The sequence below is a fragment of the Flavobacterium sp. genome (assembly GCF_003525665.1).
Lineage (GTDB): Bacteria > Bacteroidota > Bacteroidia > Flavobacteriales > Flavobacteriaceae > Flavobacterium.
The window spans coordinates 717-11,024 of sequence record NZ_DQDX01000094.1 but is presented as its reverse complement, the minus strand read 5'-3'; the positions used below and the strand labels follow the sequence as shown (position 1 = coordinate 11,024).

9 protein-coding genes are annotated in these 10,308 nt (G+C 32.4%); 7 read left to right on the top strand and 2 right to left on the bottom strand.

Features of this window, described 5'->3' with window-relative positions; all coding sequences use genetic code 11:
* Window positions 1-129 precede the first annotated feature (129 nt).
* The 4 genes from DIU01_RS06960 to DIU01_RS06945 all read left to right on the top strand — a co-directional run bounded on the left by DIU01_RS06960 (window position 130) and on the right by DIU01_RS06945 (window position 4,421).
* Window positions 130-1,362, top strand: a complete 1,233-nt coding sequence (locus DIU01_RS06960) for a porin (RefSeq protein ID WP_290832864.1) — start codon at window positions 130-132, stop codon at window positions 1,360-1,362.
* A 258-nt stretch (window positions 1,363-1,620) separates the two neighbouring features.
* A complete protein-coding gene (locus DIU01_RS06955; protein ID WP_290832861.1) occupies window positions 1,621-2,844 on the top strand; it encodes a porin in 1,224 nt (407 codons plus the stop codon).
* 152 nt (window positions 2,845-2,996) lie between these two features.
* A complete protein-coding gene (locus tag DIU01_RS06950) occupies window positions 2,997-3,554 on the top strand; it encodes a hypothetical protein (RefSeq protein ID WP_290832859.1) in 558 nt (185 codons plus the stop codon).
* Window positions 3,555-3,650: 96 nt separating this feature from the next.
* Window positions 3,651-4,421 carry a dienelactone hydrolase family protein gene (locus tag DIU01_RS06945; RefSeq protein WP_290832857.1) on the top strand — a complete coding sequence of 257 codons (771 nt, stop codon included), beginning with the start codon at window positions 3,651-3,653 and terminating at the stop codon, window positions 4,419-4,421.
* A gap of 240 nt (window positions 4,422-4,661) precedes the next feature.
* Here DIU01_RS06945 and prfB read toward each other — a convergent pair.
* A protein-coding gene (gene prfB / locus DIU01_RS06940) for a peptide chain release factor 2 (RefSeq protein ID WP_290832855.1) occupies window positions 4,662-5,757 on the bottom strand; the annotation gives its coding sequence in 2 pieces (ribosomal slippage) (window positions 4,662-5,693 and window positions 5,695-5,757; 1,095 coding nt in all).
* 236 nt (window positions 5,758-5,993) lie between these two features.
* On the opposite strand from prfB, the gene DIU01_RS06935 reads away from it, so the two are divergent.
* Window positions 5,994-7,019: a low specificity L-threonine aldolase gene (locus DIU01_RS06935; RefSeq protein ID WP_290832853.1), complete on the top strand. Its 1,026-nt coding sequence runs from the start codon at window positions 5,994-5,996 to the stop codon at window positions 7,017-7,019.
* Between the two features lie 61 nt (window positions 7,020-7,080).
* On the opposite strand, the gene DIU01_RS06930 is transcribed toward DIU01_RS06935, so the two are convergent.
* Complete coding sequence (locus tag DIU01_RS06930; RefSeq protein WP_290832851.1) at window positions 7,081-7,401, bottom strand: YbaB/EbfC family nucleoid-associated protein; 321 nt, start codon at window positions 7,399-7,401, stop codon at window positions 7,081-7,083.
* A 196-nt stretch (window positions 7,402-7,597) separates the two neighbouring features.
* Between DIU01_RS06930 and DIU01_RS06925 the strand changes: the two genes are divergently transcribed.
* Complete coding sequence (locus DIU01_RS06925) at window positions 7,598-9,658, top strand: S9 family peptidase (protein ID WP_290832849.1); 2,061 nt, start codon at window positions 7,598-7,600, stop codon at window positions 9,656-9,658.
* Between the two features lie 76 nt (window positions 9,659-9,734).
* Window positions 9,735-10,308: PLP-dependent cysteine synthase family protein (locus DIU01_RS06920; protein ID WP_290832847.1), on the top strand; the 574-nt coding region annotated here is incomplete at its 3' end.

Here is a 10,308-nt window from a genome sequence, read left to right as displayed (position 1 = left end):
AATCATTTTTTTCAATGTTAATTTAAAGTTATGTCTATTTTTTTTCATAATCTTAAATTAAGAATTTTAAAACTATTACAAAATTAATACATAACAACTACTTAACATAAACAACACAAATTTTAAAAAATGAGAAAAAAAATCTATGTAGTGATACTACTTTTATTCTTTAATATAAATTTAGCTCAGATTGCAAGTAAAATTGAAGAGCCCAAAAAAGTCTCTCAAGTTGAAAATATGATTAAAAAATGGTATGAGAGTATCAGTATTAGAGGATATGCACAACTTAGATACAATAGATTACTAGAAACAAATAGTGATTTAGGATGTGAACAATGCGATAGATCATGGGGAAATAATGGTGGATTTTTCTTTAGACGAGGTCGAATAATTTTGTCTGGTCAAGTACATAATAGGGTTTTTATTTATATTCAACCAGACTTTGCTTCATCTGCTGGGACAACTAACCAGTTATTTCAAATTAGAGATGCCTATTTTGATTTATCGCTAGATAAAGATAGAGAGTTTCGTTTTAGAGTAGGTCAAAGTAAAGTTCCTTATGGTTTTGAAAATATGCAATCGTCTCAAAATAGGATTGCCTTAGATAGAGCTGATGCTATCAACAGTGCAGTTTCAAATGAGCGTGATATTGGAGTTTTCTTTTATTGGGCTACCAAAGAGAAAAGAGCTTTATTTAAAAAATTAATTGATGATGGTTTAAAAGGAAGTGGTGACTATGGCTTGTTTGGTATAGGTTTGTATAACGGACAGACAGCAAATAGGAGTGAAGCTAATAACAATCAGCATATAGTAGCTAGATTTTCATATCCATTTGAGTTTAAAAATGGTCAAGTTTTTGAAGCTGGCATTCAAGGGTATAATGGTAAATATGTTGTAAATACAGTTTCAGCATCAAGTACAGGAGTACAATTTCAAAATAGTAATCCCGAATTTTTAGATCAGCGTGTGGCCGCATCGGTTTTGTTATATCCAAAGCCTTTCGGATTTCAAGCTGAATATAATATTGGTAGAGGTCCTGAGTTTAATGTAAATAATAAAATAATTGAAGAAACTAATTTAAAAGGCGGTTATGTACAAACTATGTATATGCTAAAAATAAAAGAGCAAACTTTAATTCCTTTTGCGAAATATCATTGGTATGATGGAGGAAAAAAACATGAACTTGATGCACGCAGTTATGATGTAAATGATTTCGAAATTGGTGCAGAATGGCAACCTTTTAAAAACTTTGAATTAGTGGCAGATTATACAATATCTTCAAGACGATATGAAGATGCTACAAAAATAAACAATTCGCAAAAGGGTAATTTATTGCGTTTACAAGTACAATTTAATTTTTAATATACACAAGAGTGACTTTCGAGTCACTTTTTTTTATTTCAAAATGTCTATTGATTACAAAAGCACATTTGGAGCCATTGGCTATTACGGTAAAGTGTTGCTAAATGAATTTCTATTCCTGTTTTAGCTATTTTTGGTTGCATTAATTTACTATTTTATAATTTTGTTTAAAAATAAATATTCTATCATATTAACTCCCAAACTATCAGAATTCTTTGGGAGTTTTTTTATATTTGCAAGTATCAAATTATAAAAATAATGAGATTTTTCTACTACTTAGTTTGTTTTCTTTTTTTTAGTTTTTCTAATGCTCAAATAAATATAAGTCAATCAAAAAATGATAATGATTTAAAATTAACTGCGCTACCTTATTATAGTTTTGGTAAAGGTTTAGGACTTACTTCACCTGATAGTTTATTTCAATTAAATATTCGTTTTAGAATGCAAAACAGAGTTACTTACATTGAAAACGACGGTGAGAATGGAGCTTATGATGGACAAATTCGTCGTTTGCGTTTGCGTTTTGATGGTTATGTTGGAAATCCAAAATTTCTATATGCCATACAATTGTCTTTTGCTCCTGGTGATGTTGGCGAAATTAAAGAAGGTGAAAATCTTAATATTATTCGTGATGCAGTTGTGTTTTATCGTCCAAATAATCACTGGAATGTGAGTTTCGGACAAACAAAGTTACCGGGAAATAGACAGCGTATTAATTCATCTGGAGGATTACAATTGTCAGACAGAACGATTAACAATGCAAGGTTTACAATTGACAGAGATTTTGGATTTCAAGTCCATAATATAAACGAGTATCTGGATAAATTCTCTTATAATTTTAAAGCGGCGGTTTCTACAGGTGAAGGAAGAAATAGTACCGATAATCCTGATGATGGAATTGCAGTAACTGGAAAAGCAGAGTTGTTTCCGTTTGGTGCTTTCGCTAAAGACGGAACCAATTTTGAAGGAGATATTGTAAGAGAAAAGAAACCTAAATTAATGATATCTGGAGCATTCCAGCAAAATAATCATGCAAGAAGAACACAAGGTCAGCTTGGAAATGATTTATTTGAGCAACGTACAATGAAGTCAGTTTTATTGGATGGTATGTTTAAATACAATGGTTGGGCTGCAATGGCAAGTTATATGTCAAGAACTACAAATGAAAATGCAGTTACAATAAATCCATTGGATGTAACACAAAGTAATTATGCATTTGTTGGTAACGGATTTGACTATCAGTTAAGTTACAACACCAAAAAGAATTACGAATTTATAGGACGTTATTCAATTCAAAAAGTAGGACGTGATATTGAAGCATTTACTCCAAATACAAAGCAATACTCATTAGGTGTAACTAAATACATTTGGGAACATGCTTTTAAAGTTCAAGCCGAAATCAATTATGATACATTAGATTACTTTGACGGAACTACTAAAAACAACTGGTATTTAAGATTTCAAGTTGAAATAGGAATATAAAATTCTTTAATTTTCAATCAATTTTTGCTTGCCCAATGTTAAGTTTTCATATAAATCGAAAACTTAACATTGGGCAATTACTTTAAATCGTAATTTTGTTCACATAAAATTTACAAATAGTTTACATTAACTTTACTAATTTACTTAAAATAATGATAAGAAGAAAACCAACTACCACAGAAAACGCACCTGAAGTTATTTCTGAAGTAACAAATGAAACTCCAAATCAAGAAGTTACAAAATCTGAAGAAAAGAAACCAGCTCCAAGAACTCGATCTCGTGTAGCTAAAGTTACTCCAGTAAAAACAGTTGCTGAAGAAGTTAAAGTTGAAGAAGCTAAAGTAGAAGAAGCTAAAGTTGAAGAAGTTAAAATTGAAGAACCAACAACTGACGAAGTTATCAAAGAAGAAGTTTCTTCGGTAATTAGTGATATAAATCAAGAAACCGAAGAAATTATGAAAGATTCTGATAAAGAAAAAGTAAAAAAAGCAAAGTCGAAAGAACAAGATAAAGACAAAAAAGCGAAGGAAAAGAAAAAAGCCAAAGCTAAAAAAGACAAGCAAAAAGAAAAAGATAAAGAGAAAAAGCGAAAAGCTAAGAAGAAAGAAAAAGCAAAAAAAGCTAAAGCAAAAGATAAAGCTAAAGCAAAAAAGAAAGAGCAAGCTAAGAAAAAATCTAAAGCTAAAGCAAAATCAAAGAAGAAAAAATAATTTTCTAAATAAAGCGTTCGATACTTCGGGCGCTTTTTTTTTATTACTTTTTTAACAAGTGTTTCGTATTGTAGTAGCTAACTTTGAAATAAAAACATGAAACTAAAAGTCACATCGTTGTTTATTGTATTATTTTCATTTTCAAATGCTATGATAGCACAACTAAAAGCTGTTGATTATACCGATGGCAATCAAAAATTAAGCGGATTTATTGCAAAACCATCCAAAGCAAATAAAGATAATCCCGGTATTTTAATTCTTCCAGCTTGGATGGGAATTGATGATCATTCTAAAGAAAGCGCCGATGATTTAGCCAAACTTGGATATTATTCCTTTGTAGCTGACATTTATGGCGTGGGAAACAAACCTACAAATACAAGCGAAGCCGGACAAAAAGCAGGTTATTTCAAAAAAAATATTCAAGAATACCAAACTAGAATTCAATTGGCCTTAGAACAATTAGTAAAGCAAGGTGCCAATCCAGATAAGATTGTAGTAATTGGATATTGCTTTGGCGGAACTGGTGCCATTGAAGCTGCAAGAGCAAACATGAAAGTGAAAGGAATTGTTTCATTTCATGGCGGATTAGGAAGAGATGAAAGTCGAGTAGTGAATCCAATAAATTCTAAAGTTTTAGTATTGCATGGCGCAGACGATCCGTTTGTTCCAGAAGCTGAAATAAAATCTTTTCAAAATGAAATGAGAAAGTCTAATACCGATTGGCAAATGGTTTATTATGCTAATGCTGTTCATGCCTTTACAGAAAAGAAAGCAGGAAACGATAACAGCAAAGGTGCCGCTTACAATGAAAACGCAGCAAAACGCTCTTGGAAAGCAATGCTTCAATTTTTAAATGAGGTATTATAAACTGATTACCTTTTAATAAAAAAATGTCCAGAAATTTTATTTTATTTCTGGACATTTTCTTTTATAAAATACAAAAGCCGACCTGGAGCGGACGGCTATTGCGGTGAGGTGTAACTTCCTTTCGGAATCCTCAATGCAAATATAAGATTAAATTATGAATAACAAATTATGAATTGAATATAATTTTAAAATTTATTATATGTTTTTGTAATTATTTAATTATCAATACTGAACATAAAATTATTCTTCTTTTTGCCCCATCATCATTAAGTAGGCTTTTAAAAATTCGTCAATATTTCCGTTCATAACGCCATCAACATCGCTAGTTTCATAACCAGAACGTACGTCTTTTACTAATTTATAAGGTTGCATTACGTAATTTCTAATTTGCGAACCCCATTCTATTTTCATTTTTCCAGCTTCAATATCGGCGCGTTGTGCTAGTTGTTTTTTTAATTCAATTTCATACAATTGTGAACGTAACATTTGCATGGCACGTTGCCTATTATCTTGTTGAGAACGCGTTTCTGAACACTGAATTTGAATTCCAGTAGGTTTGTGAAATAATTGTACTTTGGTCTCTACCTTATTAACATTTTGTCCACCAGCGCCACTTGAACGAGATGTAATAATCTCAATATCGGCAGGATTGATGTCTATTTCTATTGTGTCATCAACCAAAGGATAAACGTAAACCGATGCAAATGAGGTGTGTCGTTTTGCATTACTATCAAATGGAGAAATACGCACCAATCGATGTACGCCGTTTTCACCTTTTAAATATCCGAAAGCAAAATCACCTTCGATTTCTAAAGTCACCGTTTTAATTCCGGCAACGTCACCTTCTTGAAAGTTGAGCTCTTTGATTTTATATTTTTGCTTTTCTGCCCACATCATGTACATACGCATGAGCATTGACGCCCAATCGCAACTTTCTGTTCCGCCAGCGCCAGCCGTAATTTGCAAAACAGCACTCATGCTGTCGCCTTCTTCAGAGAGCATGTTTCTAAATTCTAAATCTTCAATATGAGTGTTTGTTAGTTCATATTGAGCATCAAGTTCTTCTTCTGAAGCGTCGCCTTCTTTGAAAAATTCGTAGGTAATTTGGAGTTCTTCTGCCAATGCGTTGCCTTTTTCAAAATCTTCTACCCATTTTTTCTTTTGGCGTAAGTTTTTGATAAGCAGTTCGGCTTCTTTGGCATTGTTCCAAAAGTCTGGTGCAAAGGTCTTTTCTTCTTCGTTGGTTATTTCGATAAGCTTGGCATCAATGTCAAAGATACCTCCTCAACGCACCAAGACGCTCTACAATACCTTTTATTTGTTCGGTATTTGTCATAAATTGTTCTATTTTTGCAGTAAATTATTTAGAAGCTAATCCTGCTATACGTTCCAATCTTTTTTAAAAATTCCTTTTTTTCTAAGTTTAAAAAAGAGCTTCTTTGGTCGCTTTTTTTAAACAAGAAAAAATAGAAATTTTTTAAAAAAGGATTTCCACTTCTATCAGGGCTAAAAATCAGTGAACTCTAAATAATGAACCAATTGTTTTTACAAAAATAAGATTAGTTTTGAGATATGGAAATAAATTTAATTAGCGATACAGTAACTAAGCCGAGTAACGAAATGTTACAATATATGTTCAATGCCAAGGTTGGGGATGATGTTTACAAGCAAGATCCAACGGTTAATGATTTAGAAAGTGCTGTTGCTCAATTATTTGGAATGGAGGCGGCGTTGTTTTTTCCTTCTGGAACTATGGCAAATCAAACGGCGATAAAGTTGCACACTAATCCTGGTGAGCAAGTTATTTGCGATAAATATTCTCATATTTATCATTATGAAGGTGGTGGTGCATCGTTTAATAGTGGTGTTTCGTGCTGTTTAGTAGATGGAAAACGCGGCATGATTACGGCAGATTTAGTGAGAAATGCGATAAATGACCCTGAATTTTATCATGCGCCATTAACTTCGTTAGTGAGTATTGAAAATACAACCAATAAAGGTGGCGGCGCTTGTTATGATATTTTGGAACTGAAGAAAATCAAGGAAGTTTGTATTGATAATAATTTGAAATACCATTTGGATGGCGCGCGATTGTGGAATGCCATGGTTGCCAAGAAACAGCATCCGAAGCAGTTTGGCGAATTGTTTGACACGATTTCTGTTTGTTTATCTAAAGGACTTGGTGCGCCAATTGGTTCGATTTTACTTGGTAGTAAAGACGATATGAAACGTGCTTTGCGCATTAGAAAAATTCTTGGTGGCGGAATGCGTCAATCCGGATATTTGGCTGCTGCCGGAATGTATGCTTTGCAAAATAACATGCTTCGATTAGACGATGATCATAGAAGAGCAAAGGAATTAGCCCAATTATTGCAAACCTTGTCTTGGGTTGAAAAAGTAGAAACTGTTGAAACTAATATTTTGATATTTTCTGTAAGAGCTTCGCTTGAAGAGAAATGGGTAATAGAAAAATTGAAGCAAAAGAATATTTACATTAGTTCGATGGGTCACGGAAAACTTCGAATTGTTACGCATTTAGATTACAGAGAAGTGATGCACAGTTATGTGTTGGAAGCACTCTCAAAAATCCAATTTTAAAAATTCCAAATTCCAATCTTTAATCATAAAAAATTGGAATTTGGAATTTAATTATTGGAATTTATTTAAACATATCTTCCATTCCCGGAATCATTGGCATGTCTACTTTAGTGACAGCATCAAGTTCGGCTTTGTTTACGCTTTCGGCTTTTTCAATTGCTTTGTTGATAACCACTATTAAATAATCTTCAAGTTGGTCTTTGTCTTCAAGTAAAGAATCGTCAATTGCAATAGATTTTAACTTGTTGTTGGCTGTAAAAGTTACTTTCAACAATCCGTCATTGCTTTGTTCGTCAATTAAAACGGTGTCTAATCTTTTTTTAGTTTCTTCAATTTTAAGTTGGGTATCTCTTAGTTTACCCATCATTCCCATTAAGTCCATATGATTGTATTTTTTTTACAAAAGTAAGAATTTCAATATCAAAAATCAATTTCAATATTAAAATCAATTTTAAACCCGAAACCCGAAACCCGCAACATGAAACTTGATTTGTTAATTTCCTAGTGGATAACTTAATAGAATTAACATTTAATATAGACAGCTTTGCTCTAAATTTGTCGAGAATTTTAATGAAAATATGAGTACAGAACTACATCCACCAATCGCCAAAATTATTCCGCACCAATTAGAAAAGCACGGTCATATTCGCACTGATAATTATTATTGGTTAAACGACAGAGAAAATCCAGAAGTAATTGATTATCTGAATAAAGAAAACGAATACTACCAGAAATCTACAGAACATACTAAGGCATTCCAGAAGGATTTGTTTGAAGAAATGAAAGCTAGAATTAAGGAAGACGACGAATCGTATCCTTATTTTTATAACGGATATTATTACATCACACGATTTGAAAAAGGGAAGGATTACCCAATTTATTCTCGTAAAAAAGAATCGTTGACTGCTGCCGAAGAAATTATGTTTGATTGTAACGAAATGGCTAAGGATTTCACGTATTTTAATTTGAACGGAATTAGCATTAGCGAAGACAACAAATGGGTTTCTTTTGGAATTGATACGGTTTCTAGACGTCAATATACTATTCAAATTAAGAATTTGGAAACCAATGAAATTCTACCTTTAAAAATTGAAAATACTACTGGTGGTGCAACTTGGGCAAGTGATAATAAAACCATTTTTTATACAAGAAAAGATGAAGTTACCCTTCGATCGGATAAAATTTTCAAACATAAATTGGGTTCCAATCCTGCTGATGATGTTGTAGTTTATTTTGAAAAAGACGATACTTTTAACGTTACAGTTTATAAATCGAAATCTAAAAAATATTTGATTATTACTTCAGAAAGTACTTTGACATCTGAATATCAAATACTTTTATCAGCAACTCCTGATGCTAAATTTAAAGTATTTCAAAAACGAACTCGTGAATTAGAATATTCAATTTCACATTACGAAGACAGTTTTTATATCGTTACGAATAAAGATGATGCTACCAATTTCAAACTGATGAAAACTCCAGAAGACAAAACATCAAAGGAAAATTGGGTCGATTTGATTCCGCATCGCGAAGAAGTTTTACTAGAAGGAATAGATATTTTCAAGGATTATTTGGTTGTTTCTGAACGTTTTGATGGTTTGAATAAAATTAGAATTATGCCATGGAATGGAGGAGAAGAGTACTATTTGCCATTTGAAATAGAAACTTACACAGCATACACAACAACCAACATTGATTTTGATACCGAAATTTTGCGTTATGGATACCAATCTATGGCAACGCCTTCGTCTATTATCGATTTTAATATGCGAACCAAAGAGAAAATTGTTCTAAAAGAGCAAGAAGTTCTCGGAGGAAAATTCGACAAAAATAATTACATCGAAGAACGAATTTGGGCAACCGCAACAGACGGAACAAAAGTGCCAATTTCGATGGTTTATAGAAAAGGAATTGAACTAAATGGTAAAAATCCATTCTTATTATATGCTTATGGTTCTTATGGAATGACGATGGATCCTTATTTTTCTACAACTCGATTGAGTTTGCTAGACAGAGGATTTATTTACGCCATAGCGCATGTTCGTGGAGGAGAAGATTTGGGCAGAAATTGGTATGAAGACGGAAAATTATTGAAAAAGAAAAACACTTTTACCGATTTTATAGATTGTTCTAAACATGTAATTGAGCAAAAATATACTTTACCAGAACATTTATATGCTGAAGGTGGATCTGCTGGTGGATTATTAATGGGTGCAATTATTAATATGAATCCTGAATTGTACAACGGAGTTATCGCTCAAGTGCCGTTTGTAGATGTTGTAACAACAATGTTAGACGAAACAATTCCGTTAACGACTGGAGAATATGATGAATGGGGAAATCCAAACAAGAAGAAATATTACAATTATATGTTGTCGTATTCGCCATATGACAATGTAGAAAAAAAGGAATATCCTAATATGTATATTTCAACTGGATTGCACGATTCTCAGGTACAATACTGGGAACCAGCGAAATGGATTGCTAAATTAAGAGTTTATAAAACAAATAACAAGCAATTGTATCTAGATACCAACATGGAAGCAGGACATGGTGGCGCATCTGGACGATTTGAAGCACTAAAAGAAGTGGCTAAAGAATTCACTTTTTTGTTAGATTTGGAAAAAATTAAAAAATAGTTTAAAATAATTTATTAAATTTGCAAGGTTTTGGGGTTCATTTTATCCTTACATTGCCTCAACAAATATTTTATTTATGAAAGAAGAAATAAAAGCCTTTAATAACGTACTGGAATTAATAGGAAATACACCTTTAATTAAGCTTAATAAAGTTACCGAGAATTTAGAAGGTAATTTTTATGCTAAGGTAGAAGCCTTCAATCCAGGACATTCAACTAAAGATAGAATTGCTTTATATATTATTGAAGAGGCTGAAAAAAGAGGAATCTTAAAACCAGGCGATACAATTATAGAAACTACTTCTGGAAACACTGGATTTAGCTTGGCTATGGTTAGTATCATAAAAGGTTATGATTGTATTCTTGCAGTAAGTTCTAAGTCTTCTAAAGATAAAATAGACATGTTGCGTACAATGGGCGCAAAAGTTTATGTTTGTCCAGCTCATGTATCTGCAGATGATGATCGTTCTTATTATAATGTTGCAAAACGATTACACGAAGAAACTAAAGGTTCGGTTTATATAAATCAATACTTTAATGACTTGAATGTTGATGCACATTACAAATCTACAGGTCCAGAAATTTGGGAACAAACCAACGGAAAGATTACGCATCTTATAGCTTGTAGCGGAACAGGAGGAACTATTTCTG

Coding starts and splice junctions, on each gene's coding strand:
- DIU01_RS06960 (WP_290832864.1), top strand. CDS start 130: ATGAGAAAAAAAATCTATGTAGTGATACTACTTTTATTCTTTAATATA.
- DIU01_RS06955 (WP_290832861.1), top strand. CDS start 1,621: ATGAGATTTTTCTACTACTTAGTTTGTTTTCTTTTTTTTAGTTTTTCT.
- DIU01_RS06950 (WP_290832859.1), top strand. CDS start 2,997: ATGATAAGAAGAAAACCAACTACCACAGAAAACGCACCTGAAGTTATT.
- DIU01_RS06945 (WP_290832857.1), top strand. CDS start 3,651: ATGAAACTAAAAGTCACATCGTTGTTTATTGTATTATTTTCATTTTCA.
- DIU01_RS06935 (WP_290832853.1), top strand. CDS start 5,994: ATGGAAATAAATTTAATTAGCGATACAGTAACTAAGCCGAGTAACGAA.
- DIU01_RS06930 (WP_290832851.1), bottom strand. CDS start 7,401: ATGGACTTAATGGGAATGATGGGTAAACTAAGAGATACCCAACTTAAA.
- DIU01_RS06925 (WP_290832849.1), top strand. CDS start 7,598: ATGAGTACAGAACTACATCCACCAATCGCCAAAATTATTCCGCACCAA.